Here is a 24,283-nt window from a genome sequence, read left to right on the forward strand (position 1 = left end):
AGAGACTGAGAGGCACCTCCCATGGCCCGCGAATACAAAATCGAAGACTACCGCAATTTCGGTATCATGGCGCATATCGACGCCGGCAAGACGACGACGACCGAGCGCGTCCTGTACTACACGGGCAAGTCGCACAAGATCGGCGAAGTCCATGACGGCGCTGCCACCATGGACTGGATGGAGCAGGAGCAGGAACGCGGCATCACCATCACGTCGGCCGCGACCACGACCTTCTGGAAGGGTCGCGACGGCAAGATGCGCCGCTTCAACATCATCGACACCCCCGGACACGTCGACTTCACCATCGAGGTCGAGCGTTCGCTGCGCGTGCTCGACGGCGCCATCGCGCTGCTCGACGCCAATGCCGGTGTTGAGCCGCAGACCGAGACCGTGTGGCGCCAGGCCGACAAGTACCACGTGCCGCGCATGATCTTCTGCAACAAGATGGACAAGATCGGTGCCGACTTCTACCGCTCGGTGGACATGATCGGCTCGCGCCTCGGTGCGCAGGCCGTCGTCATGCAGTTGCCGATCGGCGCCGAGACCGAGTTCAAGGGCGTCGTCGACCTCGTCGAGATGAACGCGCTTGTGTGGCGTGACGAGACCCTGGGCGCCGCCTGGGATGTCGTCGAGATCCCGGCCGACCTCAAGGAAAAGGCCGCGCAGTATCGCGAGAAGATGATCGAAGCCGCCGTCGAAATGGACGAGACCGCGCTCGAGAACTACCTCGAAGGCAACATGCCGTCGAATGACGAGATCCGCGCGCTGATCCGCAAGGGCACCATCGCGGTCAAGTTCTTCCCGATGTTCTGCGGCTCGGCCTTCAAGAACAAGGGCGTGCAGCCGCTGCTCGACGCGGTCGTTGAATACCTGCCGTCGCCGATCGACGTGCCGGCCATCAAGGGCGTCGACGCCAAGACCGACGCCGAGATCGAGCGCCATGCCGATGACAACGAGCCGCTGTCGATGCTGGCGTTCAAGATCATGAACGACCCGTTCGTCGGTTCGCTGACCTTCGCCCGCATCTATTCGGGCAAGCTCACCAAGGGCACCTCGCTCGACAATACGGTGAAGGGCAAGAAGGAGCGCATCGGCCGCATGCTGCAGATGCATGCGAACTCGCGCGCCGACATCGAGGAAGCCTATGCCGGCGACATCGTTGCGCTGGCCGGCCTCAAGGACACGACCACCGGCGATACGCTCTGCGATCCGCTGCACCCGGTCATCCTCGAGCGCATGGAATTCCCCGATCCGGTCATCCAGATCGCCATCGAGCCGAAGACCAAGAACGACCAGGAAAAGATGGGCCTCGCGCTGCATCGCCTGGCGGCCGAGGATCCATCCTTCCGCGTCAAGACCGACGAGGAATCGGGCCAGACCATCATCGCCGGCATGGGCGAGCTGCATCTCGACATCATCGTCGACCGCATGCGCCGCGAGTTCAAGGTGGAAGCCAATGTCGGCGCGCCGCAGGTGGCCTATCGCGAGACGATCACCCGCACGCACGAGCAGGACTACACGCACAAGAAGCAGACGGGCGGTACCGGCCAGTTCGCCCGCGTCAAGATCCTGTTCGAGCCGAACACCGAGAGCGAAGAATTCGTGTTCGAGTCCAAGATCGTCGGCGGTGCGGTTCCGAAGGAATACATCCCGGGCGTCGAGAAGGGCATCCAGAGCGTCATGGGTTCCGGCCCGTTCGCCGGCTTCCCGATGATCGGCGTCAAGGCGACCCTCATCGATGGCGCTTTCCACGACGTCGACTCCTCGGTGCTGGCGTTCGAAATCGCCTCCCGCGCCTGCTTCAAGGAAGCCGCTCCGCGCCTCGGCGTGCAGCTGCTGGAGCCGATCATGAAGGTCGAGGTCGTGACGCCGGAAGATTATGTCGGCGGCGTCATCGGCGACCTCAACGGCCGCCGTGGCCAGATCCAGGGTCAGGAAGCGCGCGGCGTTGCCGTCGTCATCAACGCGATGGTGCCGCTCGCGAACATGTTCAAGTACGTCGACAATCTGCGTTCGATGTCGCAGGGCCGCGCCCAGTACACGATGCAGTTCGACCACTACGAACCGGTTCCGACCGCGGTCGCCCAGGAAGTTCAGAAGAAATACGCGTAACTCGAGCGGGTTGCACGAGACCTTAATTCAAGGCCCGCACGGGCAGGCAGGAATGGAGAGATCACATGGCAAAAGGTAAATTCGAGCGCACCAAGCCGCATGTGAACATTGGCACGATCGGTCACGTCGATCATGGCAAGACGTCGCTGACGGCGGCGATCACGAAGTATTTTGGCGAATACAAGCGCTATGATCAGATCGACGCGGCCCCGGAAGAGAAGGCGCGCGGCATCACCATCTCGACGGCGCATGTCGAGTATGAGACGGCCAATCGTCACTATGCCCATGTCGACTGCCCCGGCCACGCCGACTATGTGAAGAACATGATCACCGGTGCCGCGCAGATGGACGGCGCGATCCTGGTTGTGTCGGCCGCCGACGGCCCGATGCCGCAGACCCGCGAGCACATCCTGCTTGCCCGCCAGGTCGGCGTGCCTTCGATCGTGGTGTTTTTGAACAAGGTCGACCAGGTCGACGACGCCGAGCTGCTCGAGCTGGTCGAGCTCGAGGTTCGCGAGCTTCTGTCGAAGAACGAGTTCCCCGGCGACGACATTCCGATCGTCAAGGGCTCGGCGCTGGCAGCGTTGGAAGATTCCAACAAGACCATCGGCGAGGACGCCATCCGCGAGCTGATGGCTCAGGTCGACGCCTACATCCCGACGCCGGTTCGTCCGCTGGACAAGCCGTTCCTGATGCCGATCGAGGACGTGTTCTCGATCTCGGGCCGCGGCACGGTGGTGACCGGCCGCGTCGAGCGCGGCGTGGTCAAGGTCGGCGAGGAACTGGAGATCGTCGGCATCCGTCCGACCGCCAAGACGACCTGCACGGGCGTTGAGATGTTCCGCAAGCTGCTCGACCAGGGTCAGGCCGGCGACAACATCGGCGCGCTCCTGCGCGGCATCGACCGCGAGGGTGTGGAGCGCGGCCAGGTTCTGGCCAAGCCGGGCTCGGTGAAGCCGCACAAGAAGTTCGTGGCCGAGGCCTACATCCTGACCAAGGACGAGGGCGGCCGTCACACGCCGTTCTTCACCAACTACCGTCCGCAGTTCTACTTCCGCACGACCGACGTGACGGGCATCGTGACGCTGCCGGCCGGCACCGAGATGGTGATGCCCGGCGACAACATCACCGTCGACGTCGAGCTGATCGTGCCGATCGCGATGGAAGAGAAGCTGCGCTTCGCCATCCGTGAAGGCGGCCGCACCGTCGGTGCCGGCATCGTCGTCACCATCAAGGAATAATTGGACTGAAACGGATCTGTCGCGGGCGCGGGAGCTGCCCGCGCCGCGCCAGAACAAGGAATTGACGCATGAACGGACAGAATATCCGCATCCGCCTTAAAGCGTTTGACCACCGGGTGCTCGACGCCTCGACGCGCGAAATCGTGTCGACCGCCAAGCGCACCGGCGCCAACGTCCGCGGCCCCATTCCGCTGCCGACGCGGATCGAAAAATTCACGGTCAACCGGTCGCCCCACGTCGACAAGAAGAGCCGTGAGCAGTTCGAAATGCGCACGCACAAGCGGCTGCTCGACATCGTCGATCCGACCCCGCAGACGGTTGATGCTTTGATGAAGCTCGATCTGGCGGCCGGTGTCGACGTCGAGATCAAGCTCTAAGGGAACGAGAGCGCGGTAAGGGGCGCTGCCCCTGGCCCGGAACTCTAAAGGAATTGAACCGATGCGTTCAGGTGTGATTGCAAAGAAGGTGGGAATGACCCGCATCTATAACGATGCCGGGGAGCACGTTCCCGTCACCGTTCTCCAGATGGAGAACTGCCAGGTCGTGGCTCAGCGCACGCAGGAGAAGAACGGCTACACCGCCGTCCAGCTCGGCGTTGGCCTTGCCAAGGTGAAGAACACGTCGAAGGCGATGCGCGGCCATTTCGCCGCCGCTTCCGTCGAGCCGAAGGCCAAGCTCGCCGAATTCCGTGTCTCGGCCGACAACATGATCGACGTCGGCGCCGAGCTGACGGTCGAGCATTTCGTTGCCGGCCAGAAGGTGGACGTGACCGGCACCTCGACCGGTAAGGGTTTCCAGGGCGTGATCAAGCGGCACAACATGGGTGGTGGCCGCGCCACGCACGGTAACTCGGTCTCGCACCGCACGCACGGTTCGACCGGTCAGCGCCAGGACCCCGGCAAGGTGTTCAAGGGCAAGAAGATGGCCGGCCACATGGGCGACACGCGCGTCACCACGCAGAATGTCGAGGTCGTCTCGACCGACGCCGACCGCGGCCTGATCCTGATCCGCGGCGCGGTTCCCGGCGTCAAGGGCGCCTGGATCCTGGTTCGCGATGCTGCCAAGGCGGCGCTGCCGGCCAACGCGCCGAAGCCCGCCGCGATCCGTGCCGCTGCCGCCAAGAACGAAGCCCCGGCCACTGAGGGAGCGGAATAATGGACCTCAAGATCACAACGCTCGGCGGCAAGGACGCCGGCAAGGTGAAACTCTCCGAGGAGATTTTCGGCCTTGATCCGCGCGAAGACATCCTGCAGCGCGTCGTGCGCTGGCAGCTCGCCAAGAAGCAGCAGGGCACGCACAAGGCCAAGGGCCGCGCCGAGATCGCGCGCACCGGCGCCAAGATGTACAAGCAGAAGGGTACGGGCCGCGCCCGTCACCATTCGGCTCGCGCTCCGCAGTTCCGCGGCGGCGGCAAGGCGCACGGCCCGGTCGTGCGCAGCCACGAGCACGAGCTGCCGAAGAAGGTGCGCGCGCTGGGTTTGAAGCACGCTCTCTCGGCCAAGGCCAAGAGCGCTTCGCTCATCATCGTCGACGAGCTGAAGCTCGCCGAGGCCAAGACAAAGGCGCTGGCGGCGAACCTCGAGACGCTTGGGCTGACCAACGCCCTGGTGATCGGCGGCGCCGAGCTTGACCAGAACTTCAAGCTGGCCGCGACCAACATTCCGAACATCGACGTGCTGCCCATTCAGGGCATCAACGTCTACGACATTCTGCGCCGCGGCACGCTGGTCCTTTCGAAGGCCGCCGTCGAGGCTCTCGAGGAGCGCTTTAAATGACCGACCTCCGTCACTACGACGTGATCGTCTCGCCGGCGATCACCGAAAAGTCGACCATGGCTTCCGAGCAGAACCAGGTCGTCTTCAACGTCGCCAAGAAGGCGTCGAAGCCGGAAATCAAGGCTGCCGTGGAAGCTCTCTTCGGCGTCAAGGTGACGGCTGTGAACACGCTCGTCCGCAAGGGCAAGATCAAGCGCTTCCGCGGCACGGTTGGCCGCCAGGGCGACGTCAAGAAGGCGGTTGTGACGCTGGCCGACGGCCAGTCGATCGACGTCGCGACGGGTCTCTGAGCAAGGCCGCGAGGACAGGACAATGGCACTTAAGAAATTCAACCCGGTAACGCCGAGCACCCGCCAGTTGGTCATCGTCGACCGCTCGGGCCTCTACAAGGGCAAGCCCGTCAAGGGTCTGACCGAAGGCCTGACCAAGTCGGGCGGCCGCAACAATTACGGCCGCATCACGGCCCGCTTCATCGGCGGCGGTCACAAGCGTTCGTACCGCATCATCGACTTCAAGCGTAAGAAGTACGACGTCGTCGGCACGGTCGAGCGTATCGAATACGATCCGAACCGCACCGCCTTCATCGCGCTGATCAAGTATGACGACGGCGAGCTGTCCTACATCCTGGCCCCGCAGCGCCTTGCTGCCGGCGACAAGATCGTGGCCGGCGAAGCGGTCGACGTGAAGCCGGGCAATGCGATGCCGCTGGCTTCGATGCCGGTCGGCACCATCGTCCACAACATCGAGCTGAAGCCGGGCAAGGGCGGCCAGGTCGCCCGTTCGGCCGGCGGTTACGCCCAGCTCGTCGGCCGCGACCAGGGCATGGCGATCCTGCGCCTCAACTCGGGCGAGCAGCGCGTCGTGCACGGCTCCTGCATGGCCACCGTCGGTGCGGTGTCGAACCCCGACCACGGCAACATCAATGACGGCAAGGCCGGTCGCACCGTGTGGCGCGGCAAGCGCCCGCACAATCGCGGCGTGGCCATGAACCCGGTCGACCATCCGCATGGCGGCGGCGAGGGCCGCACCTCGGGTGGCCGCCATCCGGTTTCGCCCTGGGGCAAGCCGACCAAGGGCAAGAAGACGCGGTCCAACAAGGCGACCGACAAGTTCATCGTGCGCTCGCGCCATCAGCGCAAGAGCTAAGAAGAGGTAACGCCAAGTGACTCGTTCGATTTGGAAAGGCCCCTTCGTCGACGGCTACCTTCTCAAGAAGGTGGACAAGGTTCGCGAGGGTGGTCGCAATGAGGTGATCAAGATGTGGAGCCGTCGCTCCACCATCCTGCCACAGTTCGTCGGCTTCACCTTCGGTGTCTACAACGGCCAGAAGCACGTCCCGGTCTCGGTGAACGAGGACATGGTCGGCCACAAGTTCGGTGAATTCGCTCCGACCCGGACCTATTACGGTCACGGCGCGGATAAGAAGGCGAAGAGGAAATAATCATGGGCAAGGCCAAAGCTCCGCGCAGGCTTGCTGATAACGAGGCGCGTGCCGTTCTGCGCACGATCCGCATCAGCCCGCAGAAGCTCAACCTGGTTGCTGCGCTGATCCGCGGCAAGAAGGTCGCGACCGCGCTTTCCGACCTCGAATTCTCGGCCAAGCGGATTTCCGGCACGGTCAAGAAGACGCTGGAATCGGCGATCGCCAACGCGGAAAACAACCACGACCTCGACGTCGACGCGCTGGTCGTGGCGGAAGCCTATGTCGGCAAGTCGATCGTCATGAAGCGCTTCCACGCTCGTGGCCGCGGTCGCGCCAGCCGTATCGAAAAGCCGTTCTCGCACCTCACGATCGTCGTTCGTGAAGTCGAGGAAAAAGGGGAGGCCGCATAATGGGCCAGAAAGTCAATCCGATCGGGCTGCGTCTCGGCATCAACCGCACCTGGGATTCGCGCTGGTTCGCGAACACCGGCGAGTACGGCCAGCTGCTGCACGAGGACCTCAAGATCCGCAAGTATCTCGAGAAGGAACTCAAGCAGGCCGCGATCTCGAAGGTCGTGATCGAGCGCCCGCACAAGAAGTGCCGCGTCACCATCCACGCCGCGCGTCCGGGCCTCATCATTGGCAAGAAGGGCGCCGACATCGAGAAGCTTCGCAAGAAGCTGACCGAGATGACGAAGTCCGAAACGCATCTCAACATCGTTGAAGTGCGCAAGCCGGAAATCGACGCCACGCTGATCGCCCAGTCGATCGCTCAGCAGCTCGAGCGCCGCATCGCGTTCCGCCGCGCCATGAAGCGCGCCGTTCAGTCGGCCATGCGTCTCGGCGCTGAAGGCATCCGCATCAACTGCTCCGGCCGTCTCGGCGGCGCCGAAATCGCGCGCATGGAGTGGTACCGCGAAGGCCGCGTGCCGCTGCATACGCTGCGCGCCGATGTCGACTACGGCACGGCCGAGGCGAACACGGCCTACGGCATCTGCGGCGTCAAGGTGTGGGTGTTCAAGGGCGAGATCCTCGAGCACGACCCGATGGCTTCCGAGCGCCGTGCAACCGAGGGCGATGCCGCGCATGGCGGCGGTGGTGCTGGTGGCGAGCGCGAACGCGGCCGTCGTCGCGAGAACGCCTGAGACATTTGAGAATTTGGAGTTAGAACGATGCTGCAGCCAAAGCGCACAAAGTTCCGCAAGCAGTTCAAGGGCCGTATCCACGGTGCCGCCAAGGGCGGGACCAACCTGGATTTCGGCGGTTTCGGGCTGAAGGCGCTTGAGCCGAACCGCGTCACCGCGCGCGAGATCGAGGCGGCCCGCCGCGCGATCACCCGCGAGATGAAGCGCGCCGGCCGCGTCTGGATCCGGGTGTTCCCGGATCTGCCGGTCACCTCGAAGCCGACCGAAGTCCGCATGGGTAAGGGCAAGGGCGGCGTCGACTATTGGGCGGCGCGCGTCAAGCCCGGCCGCATCATGTTCGAGATCGACGGTGTGAGCGAGGAGACCGCGCGTGAGGCGCTGCGTCTCGGCGCCGCCAAGCTCTCGGTCAAGACGCGCTTCGTGCAGCGCATCGCAGAATAAGGACAGGCGATCATGAAAGCCGAAGACATCCGGACCAAGACCCAGGATCAGCTGGCCGACGACCTGGCCGCCCTCAAGAAGGAGCAGTTCAACCTGCGCTTCCAGAAGGCCACCGGTCAGCTCGAGAAGACCGCGCGCGTGAAGCAGGTCCGCAAGGACATCGCGCGCATCAAGACCATCGCCGCGGAAAAAGCCGCGGCCAAGAAGGCTTAAGGACGAGAACCATGCCAAAGCGCATCCTGCAGGGCACCGTCGTCAGCGACAAGAACGAGAAGACGGTCGTGGTCAAGGTCGAGCGTCGCTTCACCCATCCGGTGATGAAGAAGACCGTGCGCATGACCAAGAAGTACAAGGCGCACGACGAAAACAACGCTCACAAGGTCGGCGACCAGGTGTTCATCCAGGAATCGAAGCCGATTTCGAAGGACAAGCGCTGGGTTGTCGTCTCTTCGGATCAGGCTTGATCCGGGCGAACGAACCGAATTTTGGACAGACCGGGGAGGGGTGAAGAACCCGTCCCGTTAGAAAAGAAGAAGGCGGCCAGTCATGATTCAGATGCAAACAAACCTCGACGTCGCGGACAATTCCGGCGCGCGTCGTGTCATGTGCATCAAGGTGCTGGGCGGCTCGAAGCGGAAGTATGCCTCCGTCGGCGACATCATCGTGGTGTCGATCAAGGAAGCCATTCCGCGCGGCCGCGTTAAGAAGGGCGACGTGATGAAGGCGGTCGTGGTTCGCACGGCCAAGGACATCCGCCGTCCGGACGGCAGCGTGATCCGTTTCGACAAGAACGCGGCCGTTCTCGTCGACAATAAGAAAGAGCCGATCGGCACCCGTATCTTCGGGCCGGTTCCGCGCGAGCTGCGCGCCAAGAACCACATGAAGATCATCTCGCTCGCGCCTGAAGTGCTGTAAGGAGCCGGACCAATGCAAAAAATCAGAAAAGGCGACAAGGTCGTCGTGCTTGCCGGCAAGGACAAGGGCCGTTCGGGCGAAGTTCTGTCGGTGCAGCCGAAGGAAGACACCGCGGTCGTCCGCGGCGTGAACCTCATTCGCCGCCACCAGAAGCAGACCCAGTCCCAAGAGGGCGGGATCATCACCAAGGAAGCGCCGATCCACCTGTCGAACATCGCGCTGGCCGACCCCAAGGACGGCAAGCCGACCCGCGTCGGCTTCACCATCCAGAAGGACGGCAAAAAGGTGCGCGTCGCCAAGCGCTCGGGAGAAGTCATCAATGGCTAAGGCTGAAACCAAGCAGGCGGCTGCCAAGAGCGAGCCGCGCCTCAAGAAGGTCTATCAGGAGACCATCCGCAAGGCGCTGCAGGAGCAGTTCGGCTACGAGAACGACATGCAGGTTCCGCGCATCGACAAGATCGTGCTGAACATGGGTGTCGGCGAAGCAACCGCCGATTCCAAGAAGCCCTCGGTCGCGGCCGAGGATCTCGCGCTGATCGCCGGCCAGAAGGCCGTCGTCACCCGCTCGCGCAAGTCGATCGCCGGCTTCAAGGTGCGCGAGAATATGCCGATCGGCGCCAAGGTCACGCTGCGCAAGGAACGCATGTACGAGTTCCTCGACCGCCTCGTGAACATCGCGCTGCCGCGCGTTCGCGACTTCCGCGGACTGAACCCGAAGAGCTTTGACGGCCGTGGCAACTACGCCATGGGCATCAAGGAGCACATCGTGTTCCCGGAGATCAACTACGACAAGGTCGATCAGGTCTGGGGCATGGACGTCATCGTTTGTACGACGGCGAAGACGGATGACGAGGCCAGAGCGCTGCTCAAGGCCTTCAACTTCCCCTTCCGCCAGTAACGGCAGCGAAAAAGGAAAAATCTGAAATGGCAAAGACCAGCTCAGTCGAGAAGAACAACCGGCGCCGCAAGCTTGCCGGTCAGTACGCCGCCAAGCGTGCGGCGCTCAAGGCCATCGTCATGGATCACTCCAAGCCGATGGAAGAGCGTTTCCGCGCCCAGTTGAAGCTTTCGGCGCTGCCGCGCAACTCGGCCAAGATCCGCATCCGCAACCGCTGCGAAGTCACGGGCCGTCCGCGCGCCTACTATCGCAAGCTCAAGCTTTCGCGTATCGCGCTTCGCGATCTGGGCAACACCGGCCAGATCCCGGGCCTGGTCAAGTCGAGCTGGTAAGGAGACACTGAGATGTCATTGAGCGATCCTCTCGGCGATATGCTGACCCGCATCCGCAACGCCTATGGCCGCAAGAAGTCGAGCGTTTCGACTCCGGCCTCGCGTCTGCGCGCCCGCGTCCTCGACGTGCTGAAGTCGGAAGGCTATATCCGCGACTACAGCCAGACCGACTTCGAAAACGGCAAGTCGGAAATCGAGATCGAGCTGAAGTATTTCGACGGCGCCCCGGTCGTGCGCGAAATCGAGCGCGTCTCGAAGCCCGGCCGCCGCGTCTATGTCTCGGCCAAGTCGATCCCGCAGGTCGCCAACGGCCTCGGCATCGCCATCCTTTCGACGCCGAAGGGCGTCATGGCCGACCATGAAGCGCGCGAGCAGAATGTCGGCGGCGAGATCCTCTGCCAGATCTTCTGATCGGCCAAGAGATTGATGAATGGGCTTCGGTTCTCGGGATCGCGCCCGGGAACTGGACCTGAAACGAAAGAAATGACGAGGACAACAAAATGTCTCGTATCGGAAAGAAACCCGTTTCGCTGCCCCAGGGCGTGACCGCGACCGTCAACGGCCAGACCGTGACGGCGAAGGGCCCGAAGGGCGAGCTGAAGTTCGTGGTGAACGACGAAGTGCTGGTGAAGATGGAGAACAACGAGATCTCCGTCCAGCCGCGCGACCAGACCAAGACCGCCCGCTCCAAGTGGGGCATGTCGCGCACGCAGATCGTCAACATCCTGCAGGGCGTGAAGGACGGCTTCGAGAAGAAGCTTGAGATCACCGGCGTTGGCTATCGCGCCGCCATGCAGGGCAAGAACCTGCAACTCGCGCTGGGCTTCAGCCACGACGTGATCTATGAGACGCCGCAGGGCATCACCATTTCGGTGCCGAAGCCGACTGAAATCACGGTCTCGGGCATCGATAAGCAGCAGGTCGGCCAGGTCGCCGCCGAGATCCGCGAATATCGCGGTCCGGAGCCGTACAAGGGCAAGGGCGTGCGCTATGCCGACGAGCGCATCGTGCGCAAGGAAGGCAAGAAGAAGTAACAGGCTTGCCCCGAAAAGTTTCGGACTTTTCGCAAAGGGTTAAGGTAGAGACGTGTAACGCCGCGGGGAGCGGCCGCGGGAGGCTTGGCCTACCGCAAAGGGTTGCCCCCGTTTTCTGAAGGCAGGGAACTGATAGTATGAGCACGAAAGAAGCCACCCAGCGCCGCGCGCAGCGCATCCGCCGCCAGATCAAGAAGGTCGCCGGCGAGCGTCCGCGTCTGTCGGTGCATCGCACCTCGAAGAACATCTATGTCCAGGTGATCGACGACGCCAAGGGCCACACGCTGGCCGCCGCCTCGACGCTTGAGAAGGACCTCAAGGGTTCGCTCAAGACCGGCGCCGACACCGCTGCCGCCGCTGCCGTCGGCAAGCTGATCGCCGAGCGCGCCGCCAAGGCGGGCGTCAAGGAAGTCGTCTTCGACCGCGGCCCGTATATCTATCATGGCCGCGTCAAGGCGCTGGCCGAAGCTGCCCGCGAAGGCGGTCTCAGCTTCTGATTTCGCCGCTGGCGGCCCAAAAGCGGCGTCAGTAATTAGCAACCCGTGCTTCCGGAAAAGAACAAGGACTAGGATATGGCACAGGAACGTAGGGAAGGCGGCCGCGGCCGCGAGCGTGAACGCGAAGAGCGTGACGACGGCATGGTGGACAAGCTCGTCCACATCAACCGCGTCGCCAAGGTGGTGAAGGGTGGCCGTCGTTTTGGCTTTGCCGCTCTCGTCGTGGTCGGCGACCAGAAGGGCCGCGTCGGCTTCGGGCACGGCAAGGCGCGCGAAGTGCCGGAAGCCATCCGCAAGGCGACCGAATCGGCCAAGCGCGACATGATCTTCGTGCCGCTGCGTTCGGGCCGCACGCTGCATCACGACGTCGAGGGCCGTTGGGGCGCCGGACGCGTTCTGCTGCGCGCCGCCAAGCAAGGTACCGGCATCATCGCCGGCGGTCCGATGCGCGCCGTCTTCGAGACGCTCGGCATGCATGACGTGGTCGCCAAGTCGATGGGCTCGTCGAACCCCTACAACATGGTTCGCGCCACCTTCGACGCGCTGAAGAGCCAGATGCATCCGAAGGATGTGGCTGCCGCGCGCGGCATCAAGTACTCGACCCTTCAGGCCCGCCGCGGCACCGCCGTTGCGGCTGAAGAATAGTCGACGCTGACCAGGGATTTCGACCATGGCCAAGAAAGCTACCAAGACCATCACCGTGGAGCAGATCGGCTCCCCGATCCGCCGGCCGAAGGAGCAGCGCGCGACGCTGGTCGGCCTCGGCCTGAACAAGATGCACAAGCGGCGCACGCTGGAAGATACTCCTTCCGTGCGCGGCATGATCGCCGCCGTCCAGCACCTCGTCCGCGTCGTGGACGAGGCGTGAACGGAAGCGCAGGAGAAGAATGATGAAACTCAACGATCTGCGTGACAAGGACGGCGCCACGCATTCCAGGAAGCGCCTCGGTCGCGGCATCGGCTCCGGCTCGGGCAAGACCGCCGGTCGCGGCGTCAAGGGTCAGAAGGCCCGGTCGGGTGTTGCCATCAACGGCTTCGAGGGCGGCCAGATGCCGCTCTATCGGCGCCTGCCGAAGCGCGGCTTCAACAACCTGTTCGGCAAGAGCTTCGCGATTGTGTCGCTCGCCAAGATACAGGCGGCGATCGACGCCAAGAAGCTCGACGCCAAGGCGGCCGTGACTGCAGAGGCCCTCGTTGCCGCGGGCGTCATCCGCCGCGCCAAGGACGGCGTGCGCGTGCTGTCCGACGGCGAGCTCAAGGCCAAGCTCTCCTTCGACGTCGCCGGCGCCTCCAAGGCCGCGATCGAGAAGATCGAGAAGGCCGGCGGTTCGGTGAAGCTGCCGGAAGCGGCCGCCGCCGAGTAACGGCGATTTGAAGCACGGCCGACCGGGATGACTTCGCATTTTCCGTCGAACCGCGCTTTGACCGGATGAATTGGGCGGCCGCGTCAACGCGGCCGCTTGCATGTTTACGGTCCGGAGCTTATCTCGTGAGCTTCGGTGACACGCGCCGCCTGAGCTGCGGGCATTGAGCGTGACACGGAAATCAATGAAGTAGAGCATGATATCGTCCGGAAACCGCCCCACACTTTTCGGCATCATGCTCTAGCGGAGAATCAGGCATGGCTTCGGCTGCTGAACAACTAGCCTCCAATCTGAATTTCGCGGCCTTCGCCAAGGCCGAGGATCTCAAGAAGCGTATCTGGTTCACCATCGGCGCGCTGCTCGTCTACCGCCTCGGCACCTATATCCCGCTTCCCGGCATCAATCCCGATGCTTTCGCCCAGGCCTTCTCCTCGCAGAGCAAGGGCGTGCTCGGCATGTTCAACATGTTCGCCGGCGGCGCCGTGCAGCGCATGGCGATCTTTGCGCTGGGCATCATGCCCTACATCTCCGCCTCCATCATCATGCAGCTGATGACCTCGGTCATCCCGTCGCTGGAAGCGCTGAAGAAGGAAGGCGAGCAGGGCCGCAAGATCATCAACCAGTACACGCGCTACGGCACCGTGCTTCTGGCGCTGATCCAGGCCTACGGCATTTCTATCGGCCTCGAAGGCGGCAACGGCATCGTCAACGATCCGGGCATGTTCTTCCGCATCTCGACCGTCGTCACGCTGGTCGGCGGCACCATGTTCCTGATGTGGCTCGGCGAGCAGATCACCGCGCGCGGCATCGGCAACGGCATTTCGCTGATCATCTTCTCCGGCATCGTTGCCGGCTTGCCGCGGGCGATCTCCGGCACGCTGGAACTCGGCCGCACCGGCGCGCTGTCGACGAGCCTCATTCTGGCGATCATCGTGCTGGCCATCGTCGTCATCGCGCTGATCGTCTTCTTCGAGCGCGCGCAGCGCCGCCTGCTCATACAGTATCCGAAGCGCCAGGTCGGCAACCGCATGTTCCAGGGCGATACCTCGCATTTGCCGCTGAAGCTCAACACCTCGGGCGTCATCCCGCCGATCTTCGCGTCCTCGCTGCTGCTTCTGCCGGCGACCGTCGCGGGCTTCTCGCAGACGACGAACCTGCCGGCCTGGGCAAGCACGATCCTGGCCTCGCTCGGCCATGGCCAGCCGCTCTACATGATCTTCTATGCGGGCATGATCGTCTTCTTCGCCTTCTTCTACACGGCGATCGTCTTCAATCCGAAGGACACGGCCGACCAGCTCAAGAAGCATTCCGGCTTCATTCCGGGCTATCGTCCGGGCGAGCGCACGGCCGAATATATCGACTATGTTCTGACGCGTATCACCGTCGTCGGCGCCATCTACCTGGTGCTGGTGTGTCTGCTGCCGGAGTTTCTGATTTCGGCGACTGGCGTACCTTTCTATCTCGGTGGCACATCGCTTCTGATCGTGGTCAGTGTCACGCTCGACACGGTGGCGCAGATTCAAGGCCACCTGATCGCGCACCAGTATGAGGGCCTGATCAAGAAGTCGAAGTTGCGCGGGGGTAAGAGGAGCAGATGAGGCTGATATTGCTTGGGCCGCCAGGAGCGGGCAAGGGGACGCAAGCACAAAGACTGGTAGAAAAACACGGCATTCCGCAACTCTCGACGGGTGATATGCTGCGTGCCGCCGTCCAGGCCGGAACCGAGGTCGGCAAGCGTGCCAAGGCGGTGATGGATGCGGGTGAGCTGGTCTCGGATGAGATCGTCAACGCCATCGTCGCAGAACGCATCGATCAGCCGGATTGCGCCAAGGGTTTCATCCTCGACGGCTATCCGCGCACGCTGGTCCAGGCCGACGCGGTCGAGGCCATGCTTGCCGAGCGCGGCATTGCGCTCGACACCGTCATCGAGCTTGTCGTCGACGACAAGGCGCTGGTTGGCCGAATCGTCAAACGCGCCGAGGACGCCAAGGCCGCCGGCCAGCCGGTGCGCAAGGACGACAACCCGGCGGTATTCGAGGAACGCCTGCGCGAATATTACAAGAAGACGGCGCCGCTGACCGGCTACTACTACGCCAAAGGCAAGCTCAAGACCGTCGACGGCATGGCCAGTATCGATGCCGTGACCACCGAGATCGGCAAGGTTCTCGCGGCCGCGGCGAAGTAGGCCGCGCCGGCAATTGAAGATTGCGCTTGGCGACAATTGAAGATTGCGCTTGACTGGAGTGGACCGTTGGGGTATGGCGGCCCGTCTTCCTATCAGGCATGGACTTTGCTTGCCCTTGCGGGCAAGGCATCGGCTTTGAACCAGGAAACTCCCGCAAGGGCCGGCCTCCACCGGACGCGGGGCAACAGCGCCGGCTTATCCGGCCCACATGGAGAAAGAGAAGAAAATGGCTCGTATAGCCGGCGTCAACATTCCGACCAACAAGCGCGTCGTCATTGCGCTTCAGTACATTCACGGCATCGGCAAGAAGTTTGCCCAGGAGATCGTCGACAAGGTCGGCATCCCGGCGGACCGCCGCGTCAACCAGCTGACCGACGCGGAAGTGCTGCAGATCCGCGAGACGATCGACCGCGACTACCAGGTCGAAGGCGACCTGCGCCGCGAAGTCTCGATGAACATCAAGCGGCTCATGGACCTCGGCTGCTACCGCGGCCTGCGTCACCGCCGCTCGCTGCCGGTTCGCGGCCAGCGCACGCACACCAATGCGCGCACCCGCAAGGGCCCGGCCAAGGCGATCGCCGGCAAGAAGAAGTAATTAAGGGAGTAAGGGAGTAGGGCAGTAAGGCAATAGGGATAGCGTTTTCCCTACTCCCTTACTGCCCTATTCCCCTACTGCCTTCCCAAGGTGGAGCCGCTGGCATTACGGCGGTGTAGAGATCAACTGAAAGGACTACCATGGCCAAGGAAGCCGCTCGTGTTCGCCGTCGCGAACGCAAGAACATCTCGTCGGGCGTTGCCCACGTCAATTCGACCTTCAACAACACCATGATCACCATCACCGACGCGCAGGGCAATTCGATTGCCTGGTCGTCGGCTGGTGCCCAGGGCTTCAAGGGTTCGCGCAAGTCGACCCCCTTCGCCGCCCAGATGGCTGCCGAGGACGTCGCCAAGAAGGCGCAGGAACATGGCATGCGCATGCTCGAGGTCGAGGTCTGCGGACCCGGCTCCGGCCGTGAATCGGCCCTTCGCGCGCTGCAGGCAGCAGGCTTCACCATCACCTCGATCCGCGACGTGACGCCGATCCCGCACAATGGCTGCCGTCCGCGCAAGAAGCGCCGCGTCTGATTTTTAAGCGCCGCGCGAACGCCACGGCGTTCCTCCGCGGTTTTCCGTGTCGCCCGCCACGATTGGATGGTGGCGGGGCAAAGGAAGGAAGACATTTATGATCCAGAAAAACTGGCAGGAACTGATCAAGCCGAACAAGATCGAGTTCTCGTCGAAGAAGAAGACGCTGACCACGCTGGTGGCTGAGCCGCTTGAGCGCGGCTTTGGCCTGACGCTGGGCAACGCGCTGCGGCGCGTGCTTTTGTCTTCGCTGCGCGGCGCGGCTGTGACCGCCGTGCAGATCGACGGCGTGCTGCATGAATTCTCGTCCATCGCCGGCGTGCGCGAGGACGTGACCGATATCGTGCTCAACATCAAGGAAATCGCCATCCGCATGGAAGGCGATGGTCCCAAGCGCATGGTCGTTCGCAAGCAGGGCCCGGGTGCGGTGCTCGCAGGCGACATCCAGACCGTCGGCGACGTCGAGATCCTCAACCCCGACCACGTCATCTGCACGTTGGACGAGGGCGCCGAGATCCGCATGGAATTCACCGTCGACACCGGCAAGGGCTATGTGCCGGCCGAGCGCAACCGCGCCGAGGACGCGCCGATTGGCCTGATCCCGGTCGACAGCCTCTACTCGCCGGTCAAGAAGGTCTCCTACAAGGTCGAGAACACCCGCGAGGGCCAGGTGCTCGACTATGACAAGCTGACCATGACCATCGAGACCAACGGCTCGATCTCCGGCGAGGACGCAGTGGCTTTCGCCGCTCGCATCCTGCAGGACCAGCTCGCGCTGTTCGTCAACTTCGACGAGCCGCAGAAGGAAGTCGCCACCGAAGCCGTCACCGAGCTCGCTTTCAATCCGGCGCTGCTCAAGAAGGTCGACGAGCTCGAGCTTTCGGTGCGTTCGGCCAACTGCCTGAAGAACGACAACATCGTCTATATCGGCGACCTGATCCAGAAGACCGAAGCCGAGATGCTGCGCACCCCGAACTTCGGCCGCAAGTCGCTGAACGAGATCAAGGAAGTGCTGGCGGCCATGGGCCTGCATCTCGGCATGGAAGTGCCGGACTGGCCGCCGGAAAACATCGAAGATCTCGCCAAGCGTTACGAAGACCAATATTGAGCATGAATTCCAAGGATCGGCGGCGAAAGCCGCTCGATCCGACGGTCATGCGGAAAACCATCAGAGGCCGTGGCCTCTTGAACAACTGAAGAAGGAAAAGAGCCATGCGCCACGGTTTCAAAGGCCGTCGCTTCGCCCGCAGCGTAAGCCACCGCAAGTCGATGTTCGCCAACCTCGCCGTGTCTCTGATCGAGCACGAGCAGATCGTCACCACGCTGCCGAAGGCGAAGGACCTGCGTCCGATCGTCGAGAAGCTCGTCACGCTCGGCAAGCGCGGCGACCTGCACGCCCGTCGTCAGGTCATCGCCCAGATCGGCAACGAGCCGATCGTGAAGCGCCTGTTCGACACGATTGCGCCGCGTTACGCGCAGCGCAACGGTGGCTATCTGCGCATCATGAAGGCGGGCTTCCGCAAGGGCGACAACGCCGCGATGGCGGTCATCGAATTCGTCGATCGCGACACCTCGGCCAAGGGCGCCGCCGACCGCGCCCGCATCGAGGCGGAAGGCGCCAATGAGGAAGCCGCGGCCGCCTGAGGCCTGGCTTTTCATCGATGACTTCAAGGGGCCTGCGGGCCCCTTTTGCATTTGGAGCAGGTTTGAGCCGGGCGAGCGAAATTTCGTGCCCAGGCTCAAGCTTTTGCGCGACAAGTGTCGCATTTGTGTGCATTAGCCTTTCATTCTGCACATTCGTCGGGACAATGGCGCCCGATTTGGAGGGATTCGAAAATGCGCCTCAGACGACTGTTTCTTGTTGCCGCGCTGGCCGTCTTCGCCGCTGCACCGGCCGCAAGACAGGCTTTTGCCGAGAATGCCGCCAAGCCGGCCGATCCGGGCCTCTCCGATGTGCTGACCGATCTGCTGCATGGGGTCGAAGGCGAGAACGGCACGTCCGGCCCCGACAAGCGCGTGCCGTTCGGCCGTGAGGAGGTGCAGCTCTCCTTTGCGCCGCTGGTCAAGCAGACGGCCCCGGCCGTCGTCAACGTCTATGCCTCGCAAACCGCAAAGGTGACGTCGCCTTTCGAAGGCGATCCCTTCTTCGAGGAGTTCTTCGGCCGCGCCCAGCCGCGCGCGCAGTCCTCGCTGGGCTCAGGTGTGCTCGTCGATCCGAGCGGCGTCATTGTCACCAACTTCCACGTCATCAAGGACGCCGACGAGGTGAAGGTCGCGACCGCCGACGGACGTGAATTCACGTCCAAGGTCATGCTTAAGGACGAGACGCTTGATCTCGCCGTCCTCAAGATCTCGGCCGACAAGCCTTTCCCGGTGATTGCCATCGGCGATTCCGACGCGCTCGAGGTCGGCGACCTGGTGCTCGCCATCGGCAACCCGTTCGGCGTCGGCCAGACCACCACCAGCGGCATTGTCTCGGCACTCGCCCGCAGCCATATCGGCGTCTCGGATTCGGGCTATTTCATCCAGACCGATGCGGCCATCAATCCCGGCAATTCGGGCGGCGCGCTGATCAACATGGGCGGCCAGCTGGTCGGCATCAATACGGCGATCTATAGCCGCAGCGGCGGCTCGATTGGCATCGGCTTCGCCATTCCCTCGAACATGGTGCGCGCCTTCGCCGACGCCGCCAAGGCCGGGCTGGACTTCTTCGAGCGTCCCTATATCGGCGCGGAATTCGAACTGGTGACCCCGCAGATCGCCGAATCGCTCGGCATGGAGAAGCCGACCGGCGCCCTGGTGTCGTCCGTTGAGGCGGCCGGGCCTGCCGGCAAGGCCGGCCTGAAGCCCGGCGACGTCATCCTGTCGCTCAACAACACGCCGGTCGAAAGCATCGAGGCGCTCGACTACCGCATGGCGACGCTGTCGATCGGCACCAAGGCGACGTTCGCCGTGCTGAGCAAGGGGCAGCAGGTGACGCTCGAAATCCCGCTGGAGCGCGCGCCTGAAGGCGCCAAGCCCAGCGAGGTCACCCTGCGTGGCCGCAGTCCCTTTTCCGGCGCCAAGGTCGCGGAGCTGTCGCCCAGGCTTGCCCAGCGGCTTGGCCTTCGCACCGATCTCAAGGGCGTCACCGTCATCGATATCAGCCACGATTCGCCGGCCGCCGATTTCGGCTTCCAGCCCGGCGATATCGTGCGCGAGGTGAACGGCACCACCATCGACACCGCGGCGACGCTGGCGCAGGTTGCCCAGCAGGACACGCGCTGGTGGCGCTTTACGGTGGAGCGCGGTGGGCAGATACTGCGCCAGGTGTTGCGCTATTGAGGCGGTCTTCCCATCTCTGAAGATCGCGTTTCAAACAAAAGACTTGCATGGCCGATCTGTTCAGTTCCGATGAGCCGGAAAAGGCGCCGCCCGGGCGGCCGCTGGCCGACCGGCTGCGCCCAAAAAACCTCGGCGAGGTCGTTGGCCAGGAGCATCTGACCGGCCCCGACGGCGCGCTGACCAGGTTGATCGATTCCGGCTCGCTCGGCTCGATGATCTTCTGGGGTCCGCCCGGCACCGGCAAGACGACGGTCGCGCGGCTGCTGGCCGGCGAAACTAACCTTGCCTTCGAGCAGATCTCTGCCGTGTTCTCCGGCGTCGCGGACCTCAAGAAAGTGTTCGAGGCGGCGAAGCTCAGGCGCGCCAACGGCCGCCAGACGCTGCTCTTCGTCGACGAGATCCATCGCTTCAACCGCGCCCAGCAGGACGGGTTTTTGCCGGTGATGGAAGATGGCACCGTGGTGCTGGTCGGCGCCACCACGGAGAACCCGTCCTTTGAACTGAATGCAGCGCTTCTGTCGCGAGCGCGCGTGCTGGTGTTCCGTTCGCTGGGCGAGGAAAGCATCGCCAAGCTTCTGGCGCGGGCGGAAGAAGCCGAGGGCAGGGCGCTGCCGCTCGACGACGAGGCGCGCGCGATGCTGATCCGCATGGCGGACGGCGATGGCCGCGCCTCGCTGACCCTGGCCGAGGAAGTGTGGCGCGCCGCCAAGAAAGGCGAGGTGTTCGGCCCGGAAGGACTGCAGCGCGTCATCCAGCGCCGCGCACCGATCTACGACAAGGGCCAGGATGGCCATTACAATCTGATCTCGGCGCTCCACAAATCGGTGCGCGGCTCCGATCCGGATGCGGCGCTCTATTATCTTGCCCGCATGTTCGATGCCGGCGAGGATCCACTCTATCTCGGCCGCCGGCTGGTGCGCATGGCGGTGGAGGATATCGGGCTCGCCGATCCTCAGGCGCTTGTCGTCGCCAATGCGGCCAAGGACGCCTATGACTATCTTGGCTCGCCCGAGGGCGAGCTCGCCTTCGCCCAGGCCGCCGTCTATCTCGCCACCGCGCCGAAATCGAATGCGGTCTACACGGCCTTCAAGGCTGCGACCGCGGCGGCCAAGGAGTTCGGTTCGCTGCTGCCGCCCAAGCACATCCTCAATGCGCCGACCAAGCTGATGAAGCAGGAGGATTACGGCGCCGGCTACCGCTACGACCATGACGAGCCGGACGCGTTTTCCGGCCAGGATTATTTTCCGGAAAAGATGGGCCGGCACACTTTCTACGATCCGCCGGAACGCGGGTTCGAACGCGATATCCGCAAGCGGCTGGAATATTGGGCGAAGCTGCGCAGCGAACGGAACAGCTGACTTGCGCGGCCCGGTGGTCGGCATGCTTCGAGCCTTCTAATTCCGAATATTTATGTTGGCCGGCCGGTGGGCCTGCGCGACGGCATTGTGCCGGGAAATAAAAAATCCTATCAAGACGCACGGCTGGCGGGGGTCGCCGTGATTTTGTCCCATGGAACAGGATCGCGCTCCCGCGCGAATGACAATGAAAAAGCAAACCGTCAAGTCGCTCCGCAAGGCCGCCGTCGCGGTCGTGGTTCTCGCGCTCGCCTTCTACTTCATCCCGATCCTGACCGCGATCTGGGTCGTCTGCGGCCTGATCGATGTCATGCGCAACGACCAGAAGGACTGGAAGCTTTTCGACCGCTACTTCCTCGGCAATGGCCTGTTCACCTGGCTGCTGTCGCCGTTCAACCTGATCGTCGACCTTCTCTGCTACCGCAACCCCGGCGTATGGAAGCCCGAGCAGTTCCCTGAGGACTACCAGCGCGAGATCAACGAGGTCCTGGGCGTCTTCAAGGCCCGCAAGGACGAGATCATCGCCGACATCGACGCCAATTTCGGCGCCGGCCGGCGCGGCATGTATGTCTACCAGTGGTACGGCAAGCACAAGATCGACAACGTTCCCGAGTTCAACAAGGACTACAAATACATCAAGACGATCGCGGTATCCGTTTTCAGCAAGCGTGAATCCACGTCCTGGCATTTCGGTCCGCTTCGTCTCAGCCTGCGCATTCTCTACAATCTGATCCCGGTGCAGGCGGAGATCTTCGTCCAGTGCGGCAGCAAGAAGAACTATTGGTACGACAATCCTTTGTTCATCTTCGACGACACACTGTTCCATCGTTCGGTCAACGAATATGACGGCCGCCGCTACTGCGTCTTCGTCGACATCATCCGCCCGTCTCCATTCCCAAAACTGATCGCTGGCCTCCTCTCCATCGTCTCGGTCAGCGTGGAGCGCATCAATTCGGTCTTCTACAAGAACTGGAAGATGATCGGCTCGTCCAAGCCGAAGGCCGCCGCCAACTGATCACGACGCCTCTTCAATCTCGTGGCCTGGCCGGATTGGGCCGAGCCTCGGATGTCTGCTCTTGGGGTAATCGTCCGGCTTTGTTGGGTCTTTGGCTCGCAACATCCTCGCCTTAGTGCTATGGCGCCGCTTTCAAACGGAAAAGCGTATCCATGGCAGGTGTTGAACAGATCACGGTTGAGGCCGGCGAGGCGGGCATGCGGCTCGACCGCTGGTTCAAGGTCCATTACCCGGGCCTCGGCTTCGGCCACCTGCAAAAGCTCTTGCGTTCGGGCCAGATTCGCGTCGATGGCGGCCGGGTGAAGGCCGATACGCGCGTCGAGCCCGGCCAATCCGTGCGCATCCCGCCGCTCGACGTCGACAAGAAGGGCGATGCGCCGCTCACCGGCCACTCGATCCGCAACCAGGGCGATGCCGACGTGCTCGCCAAGATGCTTTTGCACGAGGACCCGAAAGTCTTCGTCTTCAACAAGCCGGCGGGGCTCGCCGTGCAGGGCGGTTCCGGCGTCACCCGCAATGTCGATGACATGCTGGAGGCTTGGCGGAACCAGAAGGGTGAGAAGCCCCGTCTGGTCCACCGCCTCGACCGGGACACGTCCGGCGTGCTGGTGGTGGCCCGCACCCGTCTCGCCGCGATGAAGCTTTCGGAAGCGTTCCGCGCGCGAGAAACCAAGAAGACCTATTGGGCGCTGGTCAAGGGCGTGCCGGCGAAGCGCGAGGACAAGATCTCGACCTGGCTGGTCAAGGAGGCGACGCCGGACGGCGACCGCGTACGCATCGCCAAGCATGGCGAGAAGGGCGCCGATCATGCCGTCTCCTATTACCGTGTCGTCGAGCAGGCGGCGCAGTCGTTGTCATGGCTGGAAATGGAGCCTTACACCGGCCGCACCCATCAGCTTCGCGTCCACGCCGCCCATATCGGCTGCCCGATCATCGGCGATCCCAAATATTTCGAAGCCGACACCAATTGGGAATTCCCAGGCGGCATCCAGAACCGTCTGCATCTCCATGCCCGCCGCATCGTCATCCCGCATCCCGACCAGGGCGTGATTGACGTCACGGCGCCGATGCCGCCACACATGCGCCAGAGCTGGAACCTGCTCGGCTTCGACGAACAGAGCGCGGAGGACTGAGATTTGACTGCTGCGTCCGTACTGGATCGCCGCGATGCGGTCGACATGGCGGCGGCGGCCATCATGGTCGGGCTGACCTTCTCCTGGGGGCTGAACTACGTCGCCGCCAAGGTCTCCTATGCAGGCTACGACCCTGTCTTCGTCTCGATCGCCCGTTCGCTCATCGGGGGAGCTTGCGTCTTCGCGTGGTGCCGGCTACGCGGCATCAAGCTGTTCGAAGCGGATGGCACGCTGGTCGCCGGCATCGTCGTCGGCGTGCTCTTCGGCGTCGAGTTCCTGTGCCTCTATATCGGGCTCGAATACACGACCGTTGCCCGCAACACGCTCCTGGTCAACACCATGCCCTTCTGGGTGCTGATCGGCGGCCATTTCCTGCTTGGCGAGCGCATCAACGCGCGCAAGCTCGGCGGTCTTGTTCTCGCCTTCTGCGGCCTGGCGGCGGTTTTCTCCGACGGCATCGTTGCCGGCAGCGACGCGACACTGACCGGCGATCTGCTCAGTCTCGGCTCGGGAATTCTCTGGGCGGCGACCAGCATCGTCATCAAGCGATCGAAGCTGGTCGAGACGCGCGCGGAGAAACTGCTGCTCTATCAACTGGCCGGCGCCGCCGTCGTCGGCGTCCTGGTGATGCCTTTCGCGGGCCCGCCAATCCGCGCAGTGGCAGCCTTGCCGACACTGGCACTGCTGTTCCAGTCTTTCTATATCGTCGCCTTCACCTATGTGTTGTGGTTCTGGCTGCTCACGCGCTATCCGGCGGCCGGCCTGTCGAGCTTCGCCTTCCTCTCGCCGGTGTTCGGCGTTCTGTGCGGCGCGGTGCTGTTGGGCGAGCCGCCGACGGTCAGGATCATCCTGGCACTCGGCCTGATCGCGGCCGGGCTGATCATCGTCAACCGACCGGCACGCAGGCAGCCAGCACCCTAAGTCAGCTCGCCGCTTCGCGGAAACGGCAAGCTGCCTTATCTCTTTGTTG

General features: G+C 63.2%; 34 protein-coding genes. All 34 read left to right on the forward strand.

The window, feature by feature from the left end:
• Positions 1–21: 21 nt before the first annotated feature.
• The gene (gene fusA / locus ACVMIM_RS20430) at positions 22–2,112 is read left to right on the forward strand and encodes an elongation factor G (RefSeq protein WP_041003104.1); all 2,091 of its coding nucleotides are present in this window, start codon (positions 22–24) and stop codon (positions 2,110–2,112) included.
• Between the two features lie 65 nt (positions 2,113–2,177).
• Positions 2,178–3,353: an elongation factor Tu gene (gene tuf / locus ACVMIM_RS20435; protein WP_040983039.1), complete on the forward strand. Its 1,176-nt coding sequence runs from the start codon at positions 2,178–2,180 to the stop codon at positions 3,351–3,353.
• A 68-nt stretch (positions 3,354–3,421) separates the two neighbouring features.
• Positions 3,422–3,730, forward strand: coding sequence for a 30S ribosomal protein S10 (gene rpsJ / locus ACVMIM_RS20440; RefSeq protein WP_006205468.1), 309 nt, complete (start codon positions 3,422–3,424; stop codon positions 3,728–3,730).
• Positions 3,731–3,791: 61 nt separating this feature from the next.
• Positions 3,792–4,508 (forward strand): 50S ribosomal protein L3, encoded by a 717-nt coding sequence (gene rplC / locus ACVMIM_RS20445; protein WP_040994615.1) that lies wholly within the window; start codon positions 3,792–3,794, stop codon positions 4,506–4,508.
• Entirely contained in the window at positions 4,508–5,128 is a 621-nt protein-coding gene (gene rplD, locus ACVMIM_RS20450; protein WP_040983035.1) for a 50S ribosomal protein L4, read from the forward strand. Before rplC ends, rplD begins: the two co-directional genes overlap by 1 nt.
• On the forward strand, positions 5,125–5,418 hold the full coding sequence (locus ACVMIM_RS20455) for a 50S ribosomal protein L23 (RefSeq protein ID WP_040983033.1): 294 nt from the start codon (positions 5,125–5,127) through the stop codon (positions 5,416–5,418). Before rplD ends, ACVMIM_RS20455 begins: the two co-directional genes overlap by 4 nt.
• A 22-nt stretch (positions 5,419–5,440) precedes the next feature.
• On the forward strand, positions 5,441–6,274 hold the full coding sequence (gene rplB / locus ACVMIM_RS20460) for a 50S ribosomal protein L2 (RefSeq protein WP_040970375.1): 834 nt from the start codon (positions 5,441–5,443) through the stop codon (positions 6,272–6,274).
• 16 nt (positions 6,275–6,290) lie between these two features.
• The gene (gene rpsS / locus ACVMIM_RS20465; protein ID WP_040994617.1) at positions 6,291–6,569 is read left to right on the forward strand and encodes a 30S ribosomal protein S19; all 279 of its coding nucleotides are present in this window, start codon (positions 6,291–6,293) and stop codon (positions 6,567–6,569) included.
• 2 nt (positions 6,570–6,571) lie between these two features.
• Positions 6,572–6,961: a 50S ribosomal protein L22 gene (gene rplV / locus ACVMIM_RS20470; protein WP_010909277.1), complete on the forward strand. Its 390-nt coding sequence runs from the start codon at positions 6,572–6,574 to the stop codon at positions 6,959–6,961.
• Entirely contained in the window at positions 6,961–7,695 is a 735-nt protein-coding gene (rpsC, locus tag ACVMIM_RS20475; RefSeq protein WP_112129139.1) for a 30S ribosomal protein S3, read from the forward strand. The genes rplV and rpsC overlap by 1 nt, the downstream gene beginning before the upstream one ends.
• A 27-nt stretch (positions 7,696–7,722) precedes the next feature.
• A complete protein-coding gene (rplP, locus tag ACVMIM_RS20480) occupies positions 7,723–8,136 on the forward strand; it encodes a 50S ribosomal protein L16 (RefSeq protein WP_040994621.1) in 414 nt (137 codons plus the stop codon).
• A 12-nt stretch (positions 8,137–8,148) separates the two neighbouring features.
• Positions 8,149–8,349, forward strand: coding sequence for a 50S ribosomal protein L29 (gene rpmC / locus ACVMIM_RS20485; protein WP_040994623.1), 201 nt, complete (start codon positions 8,149–8,151; stop codon positions 8,347–8,349).
• 11 nt (positions 8,350–8,360) lie between these two features.
• On the forward strand, positions 8,361–8,600 hold the full coding sequence (rpsQ, locus tag ACVMIM_RS20490; protein ID WP_023675136.1) for a 30S ribosomal protein S17: 240 nt from the start codon (positions 8,361–8,363) through the stop codon (positions 8,598–8,600).
• Between the two features lie 82 nt (positions 8,601–8,682).
• Positions 8,683–9,051: a 50S ribosomal protein L14 gene (gene rplN, locus ACVMIM_RS20495; protein WP_006205457.1), complete on the forward strand. Its 369-nt coding sequence runs from the start codon at positions 8,683–8,685 to the stop codon at positions 9,049–9,051.
• Positions 9,052–9,063: 12 nt separating this feature from the next.
• Positions 9,064–9,378 (forward strand): 50S ribosomal protein L24, encoded by a 315-nt coding sequence (gene rplX / locus ACVMIM_RS20500; protein WP_040983021.1) that lies wholly within the window; start codon positions 9,064–9,066, stop codon positions 9,376–9,378.
• A complete protein-coding gene (rplE, locus tag ACVMIM_RS20505; RefSeq protein ID WP_476114185.1) occupies positions 9,371–9,949 on the forward strand; it encodes a 50S ribosomal protein L5 in 579 nt (192 codons plus the stop codon). The genes rplX and rplE overlap by 8 nt, the downstream gene beginning before the upstream one ends.
• 26 nt (positions 9,950–9,975) lie before the next feature.
• Positions 9,976–10,281 (forward strand): 30S ribosomal protein S14, encoded by a 306-nt coding sequence (gene rpsN, locus ACVMIM_RS20510; protein WP_476114187.1) that lies wholly within the window; start codon positions 9,976–9,978, stop codon positions 10,279–10,281.
• A gap of 12 nt (positions 10,282–10,293) precedes the next feature.
• Positions 10,294–10,692 carry a 30S ribosomal protein S8 gene (gene rpsH, locus ACVMIM_RS20515; protein WP_040994628.1) on the forward strand — a complete coding sequence of 133 codons (399 nt, stop codon included), beginning with the start codon at positions 10,294–10,296 and terminating at the stop codon, positions 10,690–10,692.
• An 89-nt stretch (positions 10,693–10,781) separates the two neighbouring features.
• A complete protein-coding gene (gene rplF / locus ACVMIM_RS20520; RefSeq protein ID WP_040994630.1) occupies positions 10,782–11,315 on the forward strand; it encodes a 50S ribosomal protein L6 in 534 nt (177 codons plus the stop codon).
• A gap of 137 nt (positions 11,316–11,452) precedes the next feature.
• The gene (rplR, locus tag ACVMIM_RS20525; RefSeq protein ID WP_040994632.1) at positions 11,453–11,812 is read left to right on the forward strand and encodes a 50S ribosomal protein L18; all 360 of its coding nucleotides are present in this window, start codon (positions 11,453–11,455) and stop codon (positions 11,810–11,812) included.
• A 75-nt stretch (positions 11,813–11,887) separates the two neighbouring features.
• Positions 11,888–12,457, forward strand: a complete 570-nt coding sequence (gene rpsE / locus ACVMIM_RS20530; protein ID WP_027046810.1) for a 30S ribosomal protein S5 — start codon at positions 11,888–11,890, stop codon at positions 12,455–12,457.
• Positions 12,458–12,482: 25 nt separating this feature from the next.
• Entirely contained in the window at positions 12,483–12,680 is a 198-nt protein-coding gene (gene rpmD / locus ACVMIM_RS20535) for a 50S ribosomal protein L30 (protein WP_027170355.1), read from the forward strand.
• 22 nt (positions 12,681–12,702) lie between these two features.
• Positions 12,703–13,176 carry a 50S ribosomal protein L15 gene (gene rplO, locus ACVMIM_RS20540; RefSeq protein ID WP_040994634.1) on the forward strand — a complete coding sequence of 158 codons (474 nt, stop codon included), beginning with the start codon at positions 12,703–12,705 and terminating at the stop codon, positions 13,174–13,176.
• Positions 13,177–13,433: 257 nt separating this feature from the next.
• The gene (secY, locus tag ACVMIM_RS20545; protein ID WP_040994636.1) at positions 13,434–14,774 is read left to right on the forward strand and encodes a preprotein translocase subunit SecY; all 1,341 of its coding nucleotides are present in this window, start codon (positions 13,434–13,436) and stop codon (positions 14,772–14,774) included.
• Positions 14,771–15,361 (forward strand): adenylate kinase, encoded by a 591-nt coding sequence (locus ACVMIM_RS20550; protein ID WP_476114190.1) that lies wholly within the window; start codon positions 14,771–14,773, stop codon positions 15,359–15,361. The genes secY and ACVMIM_RS20550 overlap by 4 nt, the downstream gene beginning before the upstream one ends.
• Before the next feature lie 226 nt (positions 15,362–15,587).
• Entirely contained in the window at positions 15,588–15,956 is a 369-nt protein-coding gene (rpsM, locus tag ACVMIM_RS20555) for a 30S ribosomal protein S13 (protein ID WP_027170351.1), read from the forward strand.
• Between the two features lie 140 nt (positions 15,957–16,096).
• Positions 16,097–16,486: a 30S ribosomal protein S11 gene (gene rpsK, locus ACVMIM_RS20560; RefSeq protein ID WP_006205444.1), complete on the forward strand. Its 390-nt coding sequence runs from the start codon at positions 16,097–16,099 to the stop codon at positions 16,484–16,486.
• Positions 16,487–16,583: 97 nt separating this feature from the next.
• Positions 16,584–17,594 (forward strand): DNA-directed RNA polymerase subunit alpha, encoded by a 1,011-nt coding sequence (locus ACVMIM_RS20565; RefSeq protein ID WP_040994640.1) that lies wholly within the window; start codon positions 16,584–16,586, stop codon positions 17,592–17,594.
• Between the two features lie 104 nt (positions 17,595–17,698).
• Positions 17,699–18,130, forward strand: a complete 432-nt coding sequence (rplQ, locus tag ACVMIM_RS20570) for a 50S ribosomal protein L17 (protein WP_040994642.1) — start codon at positions 17,699–17,701, stop codon at positions 18,128–18,130.
• Between the two features lie 192 nt (positions 18,131–18,322).
• Positions 18,323–19,810, forward strand: a complete 1,488-nt coding sequence (locus tag ACVMIM_RS20575; protein WP_476114193.1) for a DegQ family serine endoprotease — start codon at positions 18,323–18,325, stop codon at positions 19,808–19,810.
• Positions 19,811–19,857: 47 nt separating this feature from the next.
• Positions 19,858–21,168, forward strand: a complete 1,311-nt coding sequence (locus ACVMIM_RS20580) for a replication-associated recombination protein A (RefSeq protein WP_040994649.1) — start codon at positions 19,858–19,860, stop codon at positions 21,166–21,168.
• Positions 21,169–21,352: 184 nt separating this feature from the next.
• Positions 21,353–22,180 (forward strand): aspartyl/asparaginyl beta-hydroxylase domain-containing protein, encoded by an 828-nt coding sequence (locus ACVMIM_RS20585; RefSeq protein ID WP_040995269.1) that lies wholly within the window; start codon positions 21,353–21,355, stop codon positions 22,178–22,180.
• Between the two features lie 152 nt (positions 22,181–22,332).
• Positions 22,333–23,313 carry an RluA family pseudouridine synthase gene (locus tag ACVMIM_RS20590; protein WP_040994651.1) on the forward strand — a complete coding sequence of 327 codons (981 nt, stop codon included), beginning with the start codon at positions 22,333–22,335 and terminating at the stop codon, positions 23,311–23,313.
• A 45-nt stretch (positions 23,314–23,358) separates the two neighbouring features.
• A complete protein-coding gene (locus ACVMIM_RS20595) occupies positions 23,359–24,234 on the forward strand; it encodes a DMT family transporter (protein WP_476117311.1) in 876 nt (291 codons plus the stop codon).
• Positions 24,235–24,283 lie beyond the last annotated feature (49 nt).

The organism is Mesorhizobium sp. USDA 4413 (assembly GCF_056280365.1).

Coding starts and splice junctions, on each gene's coding strand:
- ACVMIM_RS20550 (WP_476114190.1), top strand. CDS start 14,771: ATGAGGCTGATATTGCTTGGGCCGCCAGGAGCGGGCAAGGGGACGCAA.
- rplF (WP_040994630.1), top strand. CDS start 10,782: ATGTCTCGTATCGGAAAGAAACCCGTTTCGCTGCCCCAGGGCGTGACC.
- rplX (WP_040983021.1), top strand. CDS start 9,064: ATGCAAAAAATCAGAAAAGGCGACAAGGTCGTCGTGCTTGCCGGCAAG.
- rpsN (WP_476114187.1), top strand. CDS start 9,976: ATGGCAAAGACCAGCTCAGTCGAGAAGAACAACCGGCGCCGCAAGCTT.
- rpsJ (WP_006205468.1), top strand. CDS start 3,422: ATGAACGGACAGAATATCCGCATCCGCCTTAAAGCGTTTGACCACCGG.
- rpsC (WP_112129139.1), top strand. CDS start 6,961: ATGGGCCAGAAAGTCAATCCGATCGGGCTGCGTCTCGGCATCAACCGC.
- ACVMIM_RS20455 (WP_040983033.1), top strand. CDS start 5,125: ATGACCGACCTCCGTCACTACGACGTGATCGTCTCGCCGGCGATCACC.
- rpsK (WP_006205444.1), top strand. CDS start 16,097: ATGGCCAAGGAAGCCGCTCGTGTTCGCCGTCGCGAACGCAAGAACATC.
- ACVMIM_RS20585 (WP_040995269.1), top strand. CDS start 21,353: ATGAAAAAGCAAACCGTCAAGTCGCTCCGCAAGGCCGCCGTCGCGGTC.
- rplV (WP_010909277.1), top strand. CDS start 6,572: ATGGGCAAGGCCAAAGCTCCGCGCAGGCTTGCTGATAACGAGGCGCGT.
- rpmD (WP_027170355.1), top strand. CDS start 12,483: ATGGCCAAGAAAGCTACCAAGACCATCACCGTGGAGCAGATCGGCTCC.
- rplO (WP_040994634.1), top strand. CDS start 12,703: ATGAAACTCAACGATCTGCGTGACAAGGACGGCGCCACGCATTCCAGG.
- ACVMIM_RS20580 (WP_040994649.1), top strand. CDS start 19,858: ATGGCCGATCTGTTCAGTTCCGATGAGCCGGAAAAGGCGCCGCCCGGG.
- rplB (WP_040970375.1), top strand. CDS start 5,441: ATGGCACTTAAGAAATTCAACCCGGTAACGCCGAGCACCCGCCAGTTG.
- rplC (WP_040994615.1), top strand. CDS start 3,792: ATGCGTTCAGGTGTGATTGCAAAGAAGGTGGGAATGACCCGCATCTAT.
- rplE (WP_476114185.1), top strand. CDS start 9,371: ATGGCTAAGGCTGAAACCAAGCAGGCGGCTGCCAAGAGCGAGCCGCGC.
- rpmC (WP_040994623.1), top strand. CDS start 8,149: ATGAAAGCCGAAGACATCCGGACCAAGACCCAGGATCAGCTGGCCGAC.
- rpsH (WP_040994628.1), top strand. CDS start 10,294: ATGTCATTGAGCGATCCTCTCGGCGATATGCTGACCCGCATCCGCAAC.
- tuf (WP_040983039.1), top strand. CDS start 2,178: ATGGCAAAAGGTAAATTCGAGCGCACCAAGCCGCATGTGAACATTGGC.
- fusA (WP_041003104.1), top strand. CDS start 22: ATGGCCCGCGAATACAAAATCGAAGACTACCGCAATTTCGGTATCATG.
- ACVMIM_RS20575 (WP_476114193.1), top strand. CDS start 18,323: ATGCGCCTCAGACGACTGTTTCTTGTTGCCGCGCTGGCCGTCTTCGCC.
- rplP (WP_040994621.1), top strand. CDS start 7,723: ATGCTGCAGCCAAAGCGCACAAAGTTCCGCAAGCAGTTCAAGGGCCGT.
- rplQ (WP_040994642.1), top strand. CDS start 17,699: ATGCGCCACGGTTTCAAAGGCCGTCGCTTCGCCCGCAGCGTAAGCCAC.
- rpsE (WP_027046810.1), top strand. CDS start 11,888: ATGGCACAGGAACGTAGGGAAGGCGGCCGCGGCCGCGAGCGTGAACGC.
- secY (WP_040994636.1), top strand. CDS start 13,434: ATGGCTTCGGCTGCTGAACAACTAGCCTCCAATCTGAATTTCGCGGCC.
- ACVMIM_RS20590 (WP_040994651.1), top strand. CDS start 22,333: ATGGCAGGTGTTGAACAGATCACGGTTGAGGCCGGCGAGGCGGGCATG.
- rpsM (WP_027170351.1), top strand. CDS start 15,588: ATGGCTCGTATAGCCGGCGTCAACATTCCGACCAACAAGCGCGTCGTC.
- rplN (WP_006205457.1), top strand. CDS start 8,683: ATGATTCAGATGCAAACAAACCTCGACGTCGCGGACAATTCCGGCGCG.
- ACVMIM_RS20595 (WP_476117311.1), top strand. CDS start 23,359: ATGGCGGCGGCGGCCATCATGGTCGGGCTGACCTTCTCCTGGGGGCTG.
- rpsQ (WP_023675136.1), top strand. CDS start 8,361: ATGCCAAAGCGCATCCTGCAGGGCACCGTCGTCAGCGACAAGAACGAG.
- rplR (WP_040994632.1), top strand. CDS start 11,453: ATGAGCACGAAAGAAGCCACCCAGCGCCGCGCGCAGCGCATCCGCCGC.
- ACVMIM_RS20565 (WP_040994640.1), top strand. CDS start 16,584: ATGATCCAGAAAAACTGGCAGGAACTGATCAAGCCGAACAAGATCGAG.
- rplD (WP_040983035.1), top strand. CDS start 4,508: ATGGACCTCAAGATCACAACGCTCGGCGGCAAGGACGCCGGCAAGGTG.